13 protein-coding genes are annotated in these 15,358 nt (G+C 69.7%); 9 read left to right on the forward strand and 4 right to left on the reverse strand.

Annotated features, from left to right (window positions below):
- Positions 1–66 precede the first annotated feature (66 nt).
- The 7 genes from OG741_RS36240 to OG741_RS36270 are packed head-to-tail and all read left to right on the forward strand — an operon-like array spanning position 67 to position 7,731.
- On the forward strand, positions 67–1,146 hold the full coding sequence (locus tag OG741_RS36240) for an LLM class flavin-dependent oxidoreductase (protein WP_405604846.1): 1,080 nt from the start codon (positions 67–69) through the stop codon (positions 1,144–1,146).
- Positions 1,146–2,315, forward strand: a complete 1,170-nt coding sequence (locus OG741_RS36245) for a hypothetical protein (RefSeq protein ID WP_405604848.1) — start codon at positions 1,146–1,148, stop codon at positions 2,313–2,315. Before OG741_RS36240 ends, OG741_RS36245 begins: the two co-directional genes overlap by 1 nt.
- A gap of 46 nt (positions 2,316–2,361) precedes the next feature.
- Positions 2,362–3,264: a hypothetical protein gene (locus tag OG741_RS36250; RefSeq protein WP_405604850.1), complete on the forward strand. Its 903-nt coding sequence runs from the start codon at positions 2,362–2,364 to the stop codon at positions 3,262–3,264.
- 5 nt (positions 3,265–3,269) lie between these two features.
- Positions 3,270–4,070: a class I SAM-dependent methyltransferase gene (locus OG741_RS36255; RefSeq protein WP_405604852.1), complete on the forward strand. Its 801-nt coding sequence runs from the start codon at positions 3,270–3,272 to the stop codon at positions 4,068–4,070.
- A gap of 33 nt (positions 4,071–4,103) precedes the next feature.
- Positions 4,104–5,654, forward strand: coding sequence for an alpha/beta hydrolase (locus tag OG741_RS36260; protein WP_405604854.1), 1,551 nt, complete (start codon positions 4,104–4,106; stop codon positions 5,652–5,654).
- Positions 5,651–7,219, forward strand: a complete 1,569-nt coding sequence (locus OG741_RS36265; RefSeq protein ID WP_405604856.1) for an MFS transporter — start codon at positions 5,651–5,653, stop codon at positions 7,217–7,219. Before OG741_RS36260 ends, OG741_RS36265 begins: the two co-directional genes overlap by 4 nt.
- A gap of 5 nt (positions 7,220–7,224) precedes the next feature.
- Positions 7,225–7,731 carry a flavin reductase family protein gene (locus tag OG741_RS36270; protein ID WP_405604858.1) on the forward strand — a complete coding sequence of 169 codons (507 nt, stop codon included), beginning with the start codon at positions 7,225–7,227 and terminating at the stop codon, positions 7,729–7,731.
- Positions 7,732–7,759: 28 nt separating this feature from the next.
- Here OG741_RS36270 and OG741_RS36275 read toward each other — a convergent pair whose 3' ends face one another.
- Entirely contained in the window at positions 7,760–8,317 is a 558-nt protein-coding gene (locus OG741_RS36275; RefSeq protein ID WP_405604860.1) for a hypothetical protein, read from the reverse strand.
- 210 nt (positions 8,318–8,527) lie between these two features.
- Between OG741_RS36275 and OG741_RS36280 the strand changes: the two genes are divergently transcribed.
- Complete coding sequence (locus tag OG741_RS36280; RefSeq protein WP_405604862.1) at positions 8,528–10,378, forward strand: APC family permease; 1,851 nt, start codon at positions 8,528–8,530, stop codon at positions 10,376–10,378.
- 54 nt (positions 10,379–10,432) lie between these two features.
- Here OG741_RS36280 and OG741_RS36285 read toward each other — a convergent pair whose 3' ends face one another.
- From OG741_RS36285 to kdpB, 3 genes are all read right to left on the reverse strand, one after another.
- Entirely contained in the window at positions 10,433–10,510 is a 78-nt protein-coding gene (locus tag OG741_RS36285) for a 50S ribosomal protein bL37 (protein WP_405605964.1), read from the reverse strand.
- Positions 10,511–10,527: 17 nt separating this feature from the next.
- A complete protein-coding gene (locus tag OG741_RS36290; protein ID WP_405604864.1) occupies positions 10,528–11,337 on the reverse strand; it encodes an SDR family NAD(P)-dependent oxidoreductase in 810 nt (269 codons plus the stop codon).
- 307 nt (positions 11,338–11,644) lie between these two features.
- Positions 11,645–13,813 (reverse strand): potassium-transporting ATPase subunit KdpB, encoded by a 2,169-nt coding sequence (gene kdpB, locus OG741_RS36295; protein ID WP_405604866.1) that lies wholly within the window; start codon positions 13,811–13,813, stop codon positions 11,645–11,647.
- A 530-nt stretch (positions 13,814–14,343) separates the two neighbouring features.
- Between kdpB and OG741_RS36300 the strand changes: the two genes are divergently transcribed.
- Positions 14,344–15,297: an IS481 family transposase gene (locus OG741_RS36300; protein WP_405595200.1), complete on the forward strand. Its 954-nt coding sequence runs from the start codon at positions 14,344–14,346 to the stop codon at positions 15,295–15,297.
- The last annotated feature ends 61 nt before the right edge of the window (positions 15,298–15,358 follow it).

The raw sequence follows: 15,358 nt of genomic DNA on the forward strand, positions 1-15,358 counted from the left end.
CAACGGCCGGCGCCCGAAGTTTCCCGACCGAACAACCCCAGCCGCATAAGACAGAGGAGAAATCTGATGGACGTAGGCGTGATGCTGACGACGGCCCACCCCGACCACTGGTCGGAGACCGAGGTCTTCGACTACTCGATGGACTTCGCCGTCGAGGCGGACACGATCGGCTACCAGTCGGCGTGGCTGCTGGAGCACCACTTCACCCGCTACGGCCTGTGCCCGAACACGCTGACCATGGCGGGCTATGTGCTGGGCAAGACCAAGCAGATCAAGGTCGGCACGGCGGTGGTCATCCTGCCGCTGGACCACCCGATCCGTATCGCCGAGCAGACCAACATGCTCGACCAGCTCAGCCACGGCCGGTTCATCCTGGGCGTCGGCCGCGGGTACTTCCCGAAGGACTTCGAGGCCTTCGGCGTCGACCCGGCCAAGTCGCACATCCTGCAGACCGAGTACGTCGACGTCATCCGCAGCATCTGGGAGACCGGCAGCGCCAAGTGGGACGGCGAGGAGATAAAGCTGCCCGACGTGACGCCCTTCCCCACGCAGTTCACCAAGCCGAACCCGCCGATGTACGGCGTGGGCCAGTCGCCGTCGACGATCGAGTGGGCGGCCTCGCGGGGCATTCCGCTGATCATGCCGGCCATCGGCGCCTATGAGGCGATGCGTTCGATCATCGACCTCTACAACGAGACCGCCGAGAGCCACGGCATCGACCCGACCACCGTGCCGCACGCCCTGTGCACCGTCGCCCATGTCGCCGAGACCACCCAGAAGGCGCATGACGAGATCTGGAAGCACATGTGCTGGTGGGAGCAGGAGCACGACGACGCCGCTTTCACCATGGAGCAGCTGCAGAAGCTGCCGAACTACCGCTTCCAGTACGGCGAATGGCAGGCCGCCGCGCTGCGCGGTGACCGTACCAACGCCGACTTCACCAACTACATGCTGGAGAACAGCATCGTCGGCAGCGTGGAGGAGTGCGTCGACCGCATCGGCAAGACCATGGAGGTCACCGGGGTGCGCAACTTCCAGCTCGGGGTCGAGGCCACCCTCAACCGCGACCGGATCCTGGAGAACATGCACATGTTCGCCGAGGAAGTCCTGCCCCGTATCGGCTGGAAGCCGAGCGCGGTCTCGTGATGACGATGCACATCGACGCCGGGCCGCGGTCGTCCATCGCGCTCACCGGTACCGAGTTCGCCGAACTCGACCGGCTGATCTTCGAGGACGACGACTGGTGGGCGATGCCGAGCGCCGAGCAGGCCGCGCTGCGGCACCGGTTCATCACCGCGGCGGTGGCGCACCATCTGGAGCACAACGCGGCCTACCGGACCTTCGCCGAGTCGAGCGGGTTCACGCTCGCCGATCTCGGCGCCCCCGGGAGCCTGGTGCGGGTGCCTCAGTTCCCGACCCGGATGTTCAAGCGCGTCGAGGTCCGCAGCGTTCGGGCGGCGGACTGCGACGTGTTCAAGTCCAGCGGTACCAGCGGCACTCAGAGCATGGTCTGGCGGGACGAACCCTCGCTGGAGCGGCTGGCAGGCTCGCTGCGCCCCGAGGGCGACATCTGGCGCACCCTCTACGGCGACGTCGATCTCGACGACGACGGCCAGATGGTGCACCTCGGCCCCAACCGGCGCGAGGCGGACGGCGTATGGATCAGCTACATCATGACGCTGGTCGAGATGTTCGCCGCCACACGCTCCTACGTCGCCGACGGTGTGCTGCGCCTGCGGGACGTCGTACGCGACCTGGAAGGCGCCCTGGCCGACGGCAAGTTCGTGTGCGTGGCCGGTCCGCCGGTGTTCATGGCGGAACTGTTGCGCCACATGTCGGACAACGGCGTCAAGCTGTCCGCGGGCGACCGGATGGCGGTGATCACGGGCGGTGGCTGGAAGAAGAACGAGTCCACCAAACTCGACCCGGACCGGCTGCGGTCACTGGCCATGGACACCTTCGGCCTGGCATCGGCGCAGCAGGTGCGCGACGTGTTCAACCAGGTCGAGCTGAACACGGCGTTCATCGAGTGCGAGCACCACCGCAAGCATGTGCCGCCGTGGGTCGAGGTGATCGTGCGCGACCCGCGCGACCTGTCCCCGGTTCCGGCCGGGCAGGTCGGCCTGATGTCGTACCTGGACCCGACGGCGCGCAGCTACCCGTGCTTCCTGCTGGCGGAGGACTTCGGGTCCGCCGAGACCGACAACTGCCCGTGCGGGCGGGGCGGCACCACGGTTCACATCGACCGCAGGATGCGCACGTCCAGCCACCACGGCTGCGCCCTGCGCCTCGCCGAGACGGTGCGGACCGACTGACGAGCATCAGGACAGACAAGCAACGGATCACACAGGAGGGGGAGCCATGTCGACAGAGTGTTTCGACGTGACGACGAACAACGGCCGGACCGTGGCGGTATGGCGAGACAGCCCGTCGGACAACGCCGGCACCGGGCCGATCGTCGTCATGGCGCCGGGATTCGGCCAGCGGATGCGCAGCTCCGGGGTGCTCGCGCTGATGCTGGTCTACAACGGCGCCACGGTGTACCGGTTCGACGCGCTCGACCACGTCGGGATCAGCGACGGCGAGATCGTCGACTACTCCGTCACCGAGCTGATGCAGGCACTGACGGCGGTGGTCGACAACGTCCGCAAGCGTGAGGGGGTGGAGACCGTCTCGATGGTCGCCACCAGCCTCTCCGCTCTGCCGGTGCTGCAGTTCGCGGCCGCCAACAAGTGCGCGGACAACATCGCGCTGATGCTGGGCGTGGTCAACGGCCGCAAGACCCTGCTCAAGGTGCTCGACGTCGACTACCTGGACTGGGAGCTGGACGATCTGCCCGACCGGGTGCACATCGACAAGCACTCGGTGGACCCGCGGCCGATCGTCAGCGAGACCCGGGTCGTCAACTGGTGGGAGCTGTCGGCCACCGTCGACGCGCTGTCCCAGCTCAGCATCCCGGTGCGCAACTTCGTCGCCGCCGACGACGACTGGGTGGACATCGCCGACGTACGCACGGCCTTCGAGGCCGCCGACCTCGACCAGAGCAATGTCATCGAGGTCGCGGTGTCCGGGCACGCGCTGCTGCGCAACCCGGTGGCGCTCAAGCAACTGCTGATGGACGTGACCCGCAGCCTGATCGGCGGTGAGGACGAGCCGGTCATGCCGAGCTTCGAGGAGATCGTCGCGCTGCGCGGCTCGGAGCGCGAGCTCGAACGCCACCATGTGGCCACCCGCGAGGGCGGCCGGGCAGAACCCACGGAGTAGGTGCGATGAGCGTGGAACCGGCAACTCACGGCCAGGGCGAGACGGCGGCCGACCCCACGGTGGACTCGACCCTCATGGACGCCACGTACAGCGGCGTCTACGGCGAGATCTACCGCACGCACTGGTGGTGGCGGGCCCGCGAGCACCAGGTGCTGCACTACGTCGGCAAGCACGGCCGGTGGGCCGGCCGCCGGGCGAAGGTCCTCGACGTCGGCTGCGGCGACGGGTTCATCTGGCGCCGGCTCGAACCCTTCGGCGATGTCGAGGGGATCGAGCCCGACCGGGTGCTCGTGGCGCCCGATTCGCCGGTGCGCGACCGCATCGAGGTCGCGGACTTCGTGCAGGGACGGCCGCGCGGCGCCGATCACGACCTGGTGCTGATGCTCGATGTGCTCGAACACATCGACGACCAGGGCGCGGCACTGCGCCGGGTGGCATCCCTGCTCGGCCCCGACGGCCGGGGTGTGATCACGGTCCCCGCACTCATGGCGCTGTGGAGCGAGTTCGACGAACTCAGCGGCCACTTCCGGCGCTACACCCGCAAGTCCCTGCGTGCGGCGCTGGAAGGCGCGGGGCTGAGGGTGCTGGAGGTGCGCTACTACTACGCGTGGACGGTGCTGCCGCTGTTCCTGCGCCGGCTGCTCTTCAAGGCGGACGCCTCGGAGCACAGCCACTTCGTGAAGGCGCCCGCGCGGCCGGTCAACCGGCTGATGTACGGACTGAGCCGCATCGATCACTGGCTCACCCGCCGGCTGCCCGCGCCCGCCGGCAGCTCCCTCATCGCGGTGGTCTCAAGGACACCGTGACGGGCCCGAACCAACACCTTTAAGGAATGTGACATGTCGGAACGTCGTGCGCGGGCCTCCCGCCGCGTCCTGGGGCTGATAGCCGCGGGCAGCACTCTGGCCCTCGCAGTGGTCATGCCCACTCTGGCCGATGCCCACGAGGCGAGTGCCGAATCGGCGGCGGAGATCGCCTGGGCCGACTGCGGTGAGGGCTCGGTGCCCGGGGCCCAGTGTGCGCAGATGGAGGTGCCGCTGGACTGGACGAAGCCGGGCGGGAAGAAGATCACCCTGGCCCTGTCGAAGCTGCCCGCGCTGGACAGGGAGAACCGGATCGGCTCGCTGCTGTTCAATCCGGGCGGCCCCGGCGGCTCCGGCATGGGGGCCGTGGCCTACAGCGATCTGCTCGCCATCGCGCCCGAATTCGCGCCGCTGCGCCAGCGGTTCGACCTGATCGGGTTCGACCCGCGCGGTGTCGGCCAGAGCACGCCGATCGCCTGCCCGAAGCCGCTGCACGACCCCGCGGTCAGTACGTTCCCCCGCACCCCGGCCGCCTACGAGCAGCTCAAGCGGTTCAACAAGACAGCAGGGCAGGCCTGCCGCGAGGCGACAGGCCCGCTGATCGACCACGTCGACACCGCCAGTGTCGTCTCCGACGTCGAAGCCCTGCGCAAGGCACTCGGCGAGCAGAAGATCTCGTGGCTCGGCCTGTCCTACGGCACCGAGATCGGCTCGCTCTACGCCCAGCGCCACCCGGACCGGGTACGGACGATGGTGCTCGACGGCGTCGTCGACCACAGCCTGCCGACCCGCACGGCCGCGATGGACGAGGCCCGGGCCACGGAGAAGGCGCTGCGGCGCTTCGCCGACTGGTGCCGCACCGACGAGCAGTGCGCCCTGCACGGCACCGACGCGATCGTCACGTACGACAGCGTCATGACCGCGGCGCGCACCTCGGGCATCCCCGCGTCTAACCTCGGGCGCAAGGCCAACGCCGAGGAACTCGCCAACGGCGCGTACACCTACCTGACCCAGCCCTCCGCGTGGCCGCTCCTGGCCGGCGCGCTCGCGGCCGCCGCGGGCCTGGCCGGCGACGCCGACGCCACGGGCCTGGTCACCCCCGCCTCGTTCCTTCAGCCGGAGTACAAGGCGTACCGGACCGTGGGCTGCCACGACTTCGCGCCGAACACCCGCGGATTCGTCGACATGGCCGTGCAGTCCGCCCGCCTGCGGTCGGTGGCCCCGCACACCTGGCGCTACTCGGAGTTCTGGGACTGGACCAGCGGCTGTGTGGGCTGGCCGGTGCCCGCAGCCAACCGGCCCGCCCCGCTGGAGGTCCACGGCGCGCCGCCCGTCCTGCTGGTCAACACCCGCTACGACGCGGCGACTCCCTACCGGTGGGCCCAGCGGCTCGCGGCGAAGATCGACGGAAGCCGGCTGCTCACGGTCGAGGGCGACGGCCACACCGGCATCCTCAACTCCGCCTGCGCGCGCGGCCACGAGGCCCAGTACCTGGTGACCGGAAAGACGCCGCCGGCGGGCGCGACCTGCGCGGCCTCGCAGTCGGCCGCAGTCGCCAAGGCGATCACCAGCGGCGGACTACGGTGAGCGGGACCCCCGGCGCTCCGTCCGCGCAGGACACCAAAGCCCCTTTGGGCAAGGCCACGTATGAGGAGTGGCTCGGCCTGGTGGTGATCGTGCTGTGCTGCGTCCTCGTGGCGATGGACATCAGCGTGCTGTTCTACGCGGTGCCCTTCGTCGCGGCCGATCTCACCCCCAGCACCTCCCAGATGCTGTGGGTGATGGACATCTACGGATTCCTGCTGGCGGGCCTGCTGATCACCATGGGAGCGCTGGGGGACCGGATCGGGCGGCGCAGGCTGCTGCTGTTCGGCGCGGTGGGCTTCGGCGTCGCCTCGGTCCTCGCGGCCTACTCCAGCAGTCCCGGGCTCCTCATCGCCAGCCGGGCGCTGCTGGGGGTCGCGGGTGCGACGCTGGCGCCCTCGACGCTGTCGCTGATCCGCAATATGTTCCACGACGAGGGGCAGCGCCGCGCGGCGATCGGACTGTGGACCGCGGGGTTCGCCGCGGGCGCGATGCTGGGTCCGATCACGGCGGGCCTGCTGCTGGAGCGATTCTGGTGGGGCTCGGTCTTCCTCATCAATGTGCCGGTCATGATCCTTGTGCTCGTGCTCGGCCCGATCCTGCTGCCGGAGTTCCGCAGCCCGAGCCCGGAGCGGTTCGACCTGTTCAGCGCGGCACTGTCGCTGGCGGCGGTGCTGCCGGTCGTCTACGGAGCCAAGAGGTTCGCCGAGGGCCACCTCGACTGGAAGTCGATCGTGGCCGTCCTCGCCGGACTCGCGGTCGGCGCGCTGTTCGTCCGGCGGCAGCGCCGCTCGCGCGACCCGCTCATCGACACCAAGCTGTTCCGTGACCGCGCGTTCAGCACGGCCATCGTCACCACCACGGTTGTGCAGTTCGCGATGCTCGGCATGATGATGCTCAGCTCGCAGTACGCGCTGTCGGTGCTGGGCCTGAGGCCGTTCGTCGCCTCCATGTGGCAACTGCCCGCGATCGCCACGCTGTTCCTCGGGCTGACGGTGGCGGGCGTGCTGGCCAAGCGGGTCCGGCCCGCGTTCATCGTCTGCACCGGGCTCACGGTCGCCGCCGTGGGCTTCGCGGTGATGAGCCTGGTGACCGCGGACAGCGGGCTGGCCATCATCGTCGTGGGCAGCAGCATCATGACCTCCGGGGTGGGCATGGTGGTGCTGCTGGCCACCGACGTCGTGGTCGCGACCGCTCCGCCGGAACGTGCCGGGTCCGCGTCGGCGCTGTCGGAGACCAGCAACGAGTTCGGCGGCGCCATCGGCATCGCGATGCTCGGGAGCATCGCGCTGACGGTGTACCGGCGCGAGGTGGAGGACGTCATCCCACCCGGTCTTCCGGCCGCGGCGGGCGAGGCCACCCGCGGCACGCTCCAGGCGGCGACGGAGGTCGCCAAGACCTTGCCGGACCCGGCGGGCGCGGCGCTCAGACAGGGCAGCATCGAGGCGTTCACCGACGGGCTGCAGGTCGCTGTGCTCACCGGGTCGGCGATCCTGCTGGTCGTCGCCGCAGCTGCGGCGATCGCGCTGCGGCCGGTACGTATCGACGCGCAGCAGATGGGGGAGTGACAGCCATGACCATCGAAGGGGCGGCCCTGCGCACGGCCCTGCGGCCGTACGCCTCGGGGATCGCGGTTCTCACCGCGGCGGATGCCGCGGGCCCCGCGGGAGTGACCATCACCTCGCTGACCTCGATCAGCACGGAACCCGCGCTGGTCTCCTTCGCCCTGGCCGACACCTCATCCACCTGGCGCCGGATCAAGGACAACCAGTGGTTCGGGATCCAGATCCTGTCCGGCGACCAGACGGACGTGGCCAGGCGCTTCGCCACCCCCGGCACCGACCGGTTCGCCCCACCCACCCGCTGGCACACCGGCCCCCACGGCGTCCCCCTCCTCGACGGCTGCCTGTCCTGGCTGGTCTGCTCCCGCTACGACCGGATCCGGCTCGGCGACCACCACTTGGTCGTCGGCGCGGTGGCCCACGCGGAGGTCGGCGTGGGCGGGGACAGCCTGGTCCATCTGCATGGGGAGCTGCAGCCGGTCGCGTCCGTCGCTCTCACCAAGGCCGCCGTCGACTAGGGACGGCTCCGGCCGGCGCGGGCCGTCCCTACTCCAGGCCCGAGACCTTGAAGACGCTCTGGGCCGTCTCGCCGTCGATCCGCCGCGACAGCTGCTTCAGGGCCGTGGCGCCGCACAGCAGCGTCCCGCGGCCCAGGGAGGCACGGGCGCCCGCATCCACCAGTCGCCATAGCTGCGGATTGTCGATGAGGACATGCGGGTCCAGCTCGACCCGTCCACCGTCCATGTCGCGCAGGACCAGCCTCTGCGCGACACCGTCGGACCAACGCACCGCCACCAGGCGGTCCGTGTGCACCCTCCGTTCGCGCCACAGCCCGCGCGAGGCGAGCCAGCCCTCGCCGGCCGTGACCCTCGCAGGGTGCAGCACCACGAACAGCAGGACGGAGAGGCCCGCCCACAGCACGACGCGCGGGGCGTTGAGGCGACCGGCAACGATGTCGATCAGCAGGAGCAGCGCGAGGAGCAGTACGGCGCAGCCGACTGCGGCTCGTAGCTCACCGAGCCAACCGGTGTTGGAAGCGTGCGTTCCGGCGGGCTCACCATGGTCGGTGTCGCGCCCCGGAACGGACCTCGTACTCCGTCCCATGCCACCGACGCTAGGTGCACCGAGAGCTCGCTCCGGGTTCCTTGATGAACCGCTGGCGCGGTGTCGGTCAGCTTTGACGTCTTCTTGACGGCCCTCGTCAAGAACGCGTGAAGGCATCGCCGTTTCGCGCCAAGAACGCGCCAGCGACGGCCATGGCCGGTCAAGTGTGGGCACACCCTGAGCGGACCCGGAACGAAGGAGTCTGACCGCATGTCCGTCCTGTCCACCGAGACCGATGTCGCGCACAGCGCAGAGGAGCCCCCGGATACCGGCGCACGCCACAAGCTCACCGCCCTGACCGGCCTGGCCGCGCTCTCGCTCGACGCGATGGCCTCGGTCGCGTACGGGCCGGAGGCGATCGTCCTGGTCCTCGCCGCGGCCGGCGGTTACGGGCTCGGCTTCACGCTCCCCGTCACCCTGTCGATCGCCGCGCTGCTGGCCGTCCTCGTCGCCTCGTACCGGCAGGTGATCGCGGCCTTCCCGGACGGCGGCGGGAGCTACGCGGTCGCCAAGGCGCATCTGGGCCGCCGGACCAGCCTGGTCGCCGCAGCATCCCTGGTCCTGGACTACGTCCTCAATGTGGCCGTCGCGGTCACTGCGGGAGTGGCCGCACTGACCTCGGCCTTCCCCGGGCTGTACGGCGAGCGGCTGTGGCTCTGCCTCGTCGTGCTGGTCCTGATCACCGCGGTGAACCTGCGCGGGATCGTCGACTCGGCCCGCGCGTTCATCGTGCCGACGATCGTCTTCATCGCGTCGATCCTCGTACTCATCGTGGTCGGCCTGTTCCGCGACGCCCCCGTCAGCACTGAGGCAGCCGCCGGCCATGCTTCCGTACTCGCCGACAACGCGACCACCGTCGGGGCCCTCCTGCTGCTCAAGGCCTTTGCCTCGGGCTGCTCGGCACTGACGGGTGTCGAGGCCATAGCCAACGCCGTCCCGTCCTTCCGTGCCCCGGCCGTCCGCCGGGCTCAGCGTGCGGAGGTCGCTCTCGGGGCCCTGCTCGGTGTGATGCTGATCGGCTTGTCCGTCCTGATCTCCCGGTTCGGACTGCAGCCGGTCGACGGCGTGACGGTGCTGGCGCAGCTCGCCGACGCGTCCTTCGGCCACAACCTCGCCTTCTACGTCATCCAGTTCACCACCATGGTGCTGCTGGCCCTGTCCGCGAACACGTCATTCGGCGGGCTGCCGGTGCTGCTGAAGCTGCTGGCCCGCGACAACTATTTGCCGCACGTCTTCGGTCTGAAGGCCGACCGCCAGGTCCACCGGCACGGCGTGCTCGCCCTCGCGGCCGTCTCCGCCGCACTGCTGGTCTTCTCCGGCGGCGACACCAACACCCTCGTGCCGCTCTTCGCCATCGGCGTCTTCGTCGGCTTCACCATCGCCCAGACCGGCATGGTCCTCCACTGGCGCCAGGTACGCGGCCCCCGGTGGACGGGCAAGGCGGTACTCAACGGTCTGGGCGCCCTGCTCACGGGCGTAAGCGCGGTCGTCGTCACTGCCACCAAGTTCCACGACGGCGCCTGGCTGATCGTGGTCGCCCTGCCCCTGCTGGTCGCCGGGTTCGAGTGCGTCCACCGTGCGTACGACCGGATCGGCGAGCGGCTCGGGCTCGGCCGCATCCCCGAATCCCCGCACCGCGACCGCTCGTTGGTCCTGGTCCCGGTCTCCTCCCTGACCCGGCTCACCAGCGAGGCCCTGACCGCGGCCGTATCGCTCGGCGACGAGGTGCGCGCGGTGACGGTCTGCCACCCCGATCCCGAGGACCGCGCGCAGACCGAGGCCTTGGAACGGGACTGGGCGCTGTGGAATCCGGGCGTCCCGCTGGTGCGCATCGCTTCGTCCCGCCGCACCGTCGGCCGTCCGGTCGCCGCGTACGTACGCGAGATCGCGGCGGACTGTCCGGACACCCGCATCACGGTGCTCATTCCCGAGATCGAGCCGGTCCGCCTGTGGCAACGGCTGTTGCAGAACCAGCGCGGCGCGGTCGTCGCACACGCCGTCCGCCGTGACACGAACGCCGTGATCTGCCGACTGCGCTTCCGGCTGTCGGATCTGCCTTGACGGTCACGGCCGGTCGGGGTCGGGGGCGGCCCGGCGGGGCCGCCCCCTTCGTGGTCAGCGCTGACAGGCCCTGCGGCCGTGGTTGGCCTTCTTCTTGCGGCGGGCCTTCTTCTTGCGTGCGCGCTTGGACATGTGTTTCCGGCCCCCCTTCAGGCGGTGTGGCCGACGAGGACGTCGGCGAGCTTGTTGAGGCGCTTGACTGTGCGCTCTTCGGTCGCGGCGGGCGCGGGATCGACGCGCTGATCGCGGTCGTAGTAGGCGCCGTTGACGATCTCGACCGCCGGGTCGCAGAGCCGTACGACATGGGCGGCGCCCTCGGCGGCCGTGGCCCCCTTGTGGGCGTACAGCGGAAGCAGCGCCGTCTCGCAGATGCCCGGGTGGACGGAGACGGCCGTCACCCGAAGGTCGGCGGCGAAGACGGTGAGCGCAAGCTGCGACTGGGCGTACGCGGCGAGACGCGAGTACCGGCGGGAGCGGTTGGGGTCGCTCCACTGGATGGAGCCGGTGCGGTGCAGCGAGGAGGAGACGTCGACGACCCGGCCGCCGGGCATGCTGGTGAGGGACTGTTCCAGCAGGCCGGTGAGCAGGTAGTGGGCGAGGAAGTTGACCTGGAAGGCGATCTCGTTGCCGTCGGCGGTGACGGTGTGCCGCTCCGGGGCGGCCATGGCCGCGTTGTTCACGAGGACGTCCAGGTGCGGGTGCTCCAGGACGACGCGGGCAGCCATGGCTTCCACCTCGTCCAGGCGTGTGAAATCGGCGGCGAATGCGCACACGCGGTTCGCGCCGATCCCGTCGGCGGCGATCAGCCAGTCGGTCGCGGCTCGCGCCTCTTCGGCGGTGCGGCCGTGGACGAGGACGGTGGAGCCGCGCTCGGCGAGCTGTCGCGCCGTCTCGTAGCCGATGCCGGAGGTGGCGCCGGTGACCAGCACGGTCCGTCCGGACAGGGATGCAGAAGACATGATCAGTTCCTGGAGAAGGGCACGCGCCGATGCCCTCGCCGCGGGGCGAGAGCAGGCGACGTGCGAGGGGTGTGGGTACGTACGACCCGTCAGAGAGCGGGGCGTACGGGAAAAGAAGCGGCCGTCGTAGGCGGTCGCCCGTGAACGGTGCGTCAGCGCACCGGCGGGTGAGCAGCGCGCTCGGTCGGCGGCACCTGATTCGGTGGCCGGTCGTCATGGCGCAGATGGCTGTTCACATCGTCCATACAACTGGCTTGCGGGCACGGGCTCAAGAGCCCCGGACGGTCCTTGACGGGGCTCTGATGGGTCAGCCCAGACCGGGGATCGTGGAGACGAACAGGTCGATCAGCTTGATGCCGGCGAAGGGCAGCACGAGACCGCCGAGGCCGTAGACGGCGAGGTTGCGGCGCAGCAGGTCGTGCGCGGACGTTGGGGTGTAGCGCACGCCACGCAGGGCGAGCGGGATCAGCGTCACGATGATCAGGGCGTTGAAGATGATCGCCGAGGTGATCGCGGAGGTCGGGCTGTGCAGGCCCATGATGTTCAGGGCCTCGAGACCCGGATACGCGCCCGTGAACATCGCGGGGATGATCGCGAAGTACTTGGCGACGTCGTTGGTGATGGAGAAGGTGGTCAACGCCCCGCGGGTGATGAGCAGTTGTTTGCCGATCTGGACGATCTCGATGAGTTTCGTGGGGTTGGAGTCCAGGTCGACCATGTTCCCGGCCTCCTTGGCGGCGGAGGTGCCGGTGTTCATCGCGACGCCGACGTCGGCCTGAGCGAGGGCCGGAGCGTCGTTCGTACCGTCGCCGGTCATCGCGACGAGCTTGCCACCCGCCTGCTCCTGCTCGATGAGGGCGAGTTTGTCCTCCGGGGTGGCCTCGGCGAGGTAGTCGTCCACGCCGGCCTCCTGCGCGATCGCGCGTGCGGTCAGCGGGTTGTCGCCGGTGATCATGACCGTACGGATACCCATGCGGCGGAGCTCGGCGAACCGCTCCCGGATGCCGTCCTTGACCACGTCCTTGAGGTGAATGATGCCGAGGACGCGCGGCCCGTCCCAGTCGTGCACCGCCACAAGCAGGGGCGTGCCGCCGGAGGCGGCGATGGAGTCGGCGTACATGCCCGCCTCCGCCGGTACGGTTCCGCCGCGCATCTGCACCCAGTCGGTCACCGCGGACGCGGCGCCCTTGCGGATGTGGCACGCCGCGCCGTTGTCCCAGAAGAGGTCCACGCCCGACATCCGGGTCAGCGCGGAGAAGGATACGAACTGAGCATTGCTCAACTCGCCCTCCGCCGGCTCCCGCAGCCCGTACTTCCGCTTCGCCAGCACGACGACCGATCGGCCCTCCGGCGTCTCGTCAGCCAGCGAGGAGAGCTGAGCCGCATCCGCCAGGATCAGCTCGTCGATACCAGGCAGCGGCACGAATCCGGCGGCCTCGCGGTTGCCGAGTGTGATGGTGCCGGTCTTGTCGAGCAGGAGCGTGTTCACGTCACCGGCTGCCTCGACCGCGCGGCCGGACATCGCAAGCACATTGCGCTGGACGAGCCGATCCATCCCGGCGATGCCGATGGCCGAGAGCAGCGCCCCGATGGTGGTCGGGATCAGGGTGACAAGCAGGGCGACCAGCACGGTCGTCGACTGGGCGGCGTTCGCGTAGGCGGCCATCGGCTGGAGCCCCACGACCACCAGGACGAAGACGATGGTGAGCGCCGCCAGCAGGATGTTGAGGGCGATCTCGTTCGGGGTCTTCTGCCGGGACGCGCCCTCGACCAGGGCGATCATCCGGTCCAGAAAGGAATGGCCGGGGCGGGATGTGACCCGTACAACGATGCGGTCGGAGAGCACCGTCGTGCCGCCGGTGACACCGCTGCGGTCGCCGCCCGACTCCCGGATCACGGGGGCGGATTCACCGGTGACGGCGGACTCGTCGACCGCGGCGACGCCGTCGACGACATCGCCGTCCGCCGGGATCAGCTCGCCCGCCTCGACCAGGACGAAGTCGAAGAGGCACAGGTCGGTGGCGGCGACGGCTTCGGTCTCGGCACGGTTCAGGTCCATGCCGACGCGCCAGGCCCGCAGCCGCAGGGCGACCGTGTCCGTACGCGCCCGGCGCAGCGACTCCGCCTGCGCCTTGCCGCGGCCCTCGGCCACGGCCTCGGCGAGGTTGGCGAAGATCACCGTCAGCCAGAGCCAGACGCTGATCACCCATGTGAAGACGGACGGGTGGAACAGGGCGGAAAGGGTCGTCAGCGCCGATCCCGCCGCGACCACGAACAGCACAGGGTTTCTGGCCAGGGCCCGCGGGTGCAGTTTGCGGACGGCCTCCGGGAAGGACTTCAGCAGTTGTACGGGATCGAAGAGCCCGCCCTGTCGGGTGCGTCGTCGGGGCGGGCGGTTGCCCGGCCCGCTCTCCGGGTTCCGGCTTCGCGGAGCCGTCGGAGCCGTCGGAGCCTGCTGAGGGGCGGGGGGAAGCATCAATGAGACCTTCTGATGGGACCGGCCTTCGCCATGACGGGGCCGGGCGGGCCGACACAGGGGGAGCCGCTCGAGCCCTGTCGACGCCGAGGCTAAGGCGCCGACAGGGCCGTGTGCGGACGCGGCAGCGGGGGAGGCGCCGCCGCGTACCCGCCGCCGAAGACGCGGCCGGGGTAGGACCCCCGGGCTCTGTCATGCCACTGACGCCCGCGACCTTGAGCGGCCACCGGAAATCTAGAGGCCGCGATGACGTCAATTCGCTTATGCCCCACGGAATTTACGGTCCTCTGACAGCTCCCGGGGCTTGGCGTCAAGTGCACGTCAAGAATTGCTGAAGGGGCGTCAGGGAGACATCATTCCTCCTGGCGGGCACAGCCGTGCTCATTCAGTCGGCCACGGAGGGGTTGCGCTAGGTGTTCTGTCCACGGAGGTTGGTGACAGTGATCACGGCTGGGTGATCTTGAACGAGTGAGGGCCTTCCAGGTTCGGTGTGGATTGCGACATCGCCACCGAACGATCAGAAGGCCCTCATGCCCCACGGTAATGCACCCCTGACCGAGACCGGCCGCCTGCGTCTGGCCCGCTGCGTCGTCGAGCACGGCTGGCCTCTGCGCCGTGCCGCCGAACGCTTCCAGGTCTCGCCCACGACGGCTCGGCGGTGGGCTGGGCGTTACCGGGCCCAGGGCGAGGCCGGGATGGCCGACCGCTCCTCCCGGCCTCACCACAGTCCGCGCCGGACACCGACCCGTACCGAGCGGCGGATCATCAAGGTCCGCGTCCTGCGTCGCTGGGGACCGGCCCGCATCGCCTACCTCCTCGGACTGAACCCGGCGACCGTCCACCGCATCCTGACCCGCTACCGGCTGGCCCGCCTGACCCACCTGGACCGCGCGACCGGCCGCACGATCCGGCGCTACGAGCACGCCGCCCCCGGCGACCTGGTCCACGTCGACATCAAAAAACTCGGGAACATCCCTGACGGCGGCGGCCACAAGGTCCTCGGCCGGGCCGCCGGCCGCAAGAACCGGGCCGGCGCCGGCATGAGCTTCCTGCACAACGCGGTCGACGACCACTCCCGCCTGGCCTACAGCGAGATCCTCACCGACGAGAAGAAGGAAACCGCCGTCGGGTTCTGGCAGCGCGCGCACGCCTACTTCACGTCATGCGGTATCACCGTCCAGCGGGTCCTGACCGACAACGGCTCCTGCTACAAGTCGCATCTGTGGCGCAGCTCCCTTGCCGAGCAAGGGATTTCACACAAGCGCACCCGTCCCTACCGGCCACAGACGAACGGGAAGGTGGAGCGGTTCAACCGGACCCTGCTGGACGAGTGGGCCTACGCGAAGGCTTACCGGACCGAGACCGAGCGACGCGAGGCATACCCCGTCTGGCTCCACACCTACAATCACCACCGCGGACACACCGCGCTCAAGGGCCAGCCACCCGCCAGCCGCGTCCCCAACCTCACGGGTCAGTACAGCTAGGGCTTGGCGCCCGCTGGGTCAGCAACCCGTCAAGCCTGTGTCAAGGTCCGGCTCATCAGCG

This window comes from Streptomyces sp. NBC_01410 (assembly GCF_045040195.1).
Classification (GTDB): domain Bacteria; phylum Actinomycetota; class Actinomycetes; order Streptomycetales; family Streptomycetaceae; genus Streptomyces.

What these genes read in the sequence shown, in the direction of transcription:
- OG741_RS36240 (WP_405604846.1), top strand. Translation starts at nt 67, where the DNA reads ATGGACGTAGGCGTGATGCTGACGACGGCCCACCCCGACCACTGGTCG.
- OG741_RS36245 (WP_405604848.1), top strand. Translation starts at nt 1,146, where the DNA reads ATGACGATGCACATCGACGCCGGGCCGCGGTCGTCCATCGCGCTCACC.
- OG741_RS36250 (WP_405604850.1), top strand. Translation starts at nt 2,362, where the DNA reads ATGTCGACAGAGTGTTTCGACGTGACGACGAACAACGGCCGGACCGTG.
- OG741_RS36255 (WP_405604852.1), top strand. Translation starts at nt 3,270, where the DNA reads ATGAGCGTGGAACCGGCAACTCACGGCCAGGGCGAGACGGCGGCCGAC.
- OG741_RS36260 (WP_405604854.1), top strand. Translation starts at nt 4,104, where the DNA reads ATGTCGGAACGTCGTGCGCGGGCCTCCCGCCGCGTCCTGGGGCTGATA.
- OG741_RS36270 (WP_405604858.1), top strand. Translation starts at nt 7,225, where the DNA reads ATGACCATCGAAGGGGCGGCCCTGCGCACGGCCCTGCGGCCGTACGCC.
- OG741_RS36275 (WP_405604860.1), bottom strand. Translation starts at nt 8,317, where the DNA reads ATGGGACGGAGTACGAGGTCCGTTCCGGGGCGCGACACCGACCATGGT.
- OG741_RS36280 (WP_405604862.1), top strand. Translation starts at nt 8,528, where the DNA reads ATGTCCGTCCTGTCCACCGAGACCGATGTCGCGCACAGCGCAGAGGAG.
- OG741_RS36285 (WP_405605964.1), bottom strand. Translation starts at nt 10,510, where the DNA reads ATGTCCAAGCGCGCACGCAAGAAGAAGGCCCGCCGCAAGAAGAAGGCC.
- OG741_RS36290 (WP_405604864.1), bottom strand. Translation starts at nt 11,337, where the DNA reads ATGTCTTCTGCATCCCTGTCCGGACGGACCGTGCTGGTCACCGGCGCC.
- kdpB (WP_405604866.1), bottom strand. Translation starts at nt 13,813, where the DNA reads ATGCTTCCCCCCGCCCCTCAGCAGGCTCCGACGGCTCCGACGGCTCCG.
- OG741_RS36300 (WP_405595200.1), top strand. Translation starts at nt 14,344, where the DNA reads ATGCCCCACGGTAATGCACCCCTGACCGAGACCGGCCGCCTGCGTCTG.